The sequence below is a fragment of the Pseudomonas sp. 51_B genome (assembly GCF_017491595.1).
In the GTDB taxonomy this organism is placed as follows: Bacteria; Pseudomonadota; Gammaproteobacteria; order Pseudomonadales; family Pseudomonadaceae; genus Aquipseudomonas; species Aquipseudomonas promysalinigenes.
In genome coordinates this window covers 1-508 of record NZ_JAFGYW010000203.1, presented here as the reverse complement: position 1 = coordinate 508, position 508 = coordinate 1, and the positions used below count along the sequence as shown (strand labels likewise).

The following is a 508-nucleotide window of genomic DNA, read 5'->3' as shown; positions in this document are numbered from 1 at the left end:
GCTCAAGGGCAAGCCGGAAGAGGGCCTTATTCGCCTGCGCGCTTCCCATCAGGCCGGTTTGCTGGTGCTGGAATTGAGCGATGACGGCGGTGGCGTCGATCTGGAGAAAGTCCGCCGCAGCATCGTCGAACGGCAGTTATCCCCAGCCGAAACCGCAGCGCAATTGAGCGAAGAAGAACTGCTGACCTTCCTGTTTCTGCCGGGATTCAGCCTGCGCGACAAGGTTACCGAAGTGTCCGGGCGTGGCGTCGGACTGGACGCTGTTCAGCATATGGTCCGCCAATTGCGCGGGGCCGTGGTGCTGGAGCAGACGGCGGGCGAGGGCAGCCGTTTCCATCTGGAGGTGCCGTTGACGCTTTCGGTGGTGCGCAGTCTGGTGGTGGAAGTCGGTGAAGAGGCTTACGCGTTCCCGCTGGCGCACATCGAACGCATGTGCGATCTGGCGCCGGAAGACATTGTGCAGGTCGAGGGGCGTCAGCATTTCTGGCACGAAGGCCAGCATGTCGGG

General features: G+C 62.6%; 1 protein-coding gene. It reads left to right on the top strand.

From position 1 onward, the window contains the following. Positions 1-508: ATP-binding protein (locus J5M56_RS24400; RefSeq protein ID WP_243430895.1), on the top strand; the 508-nt coding region annotated here is incomplete at both ends.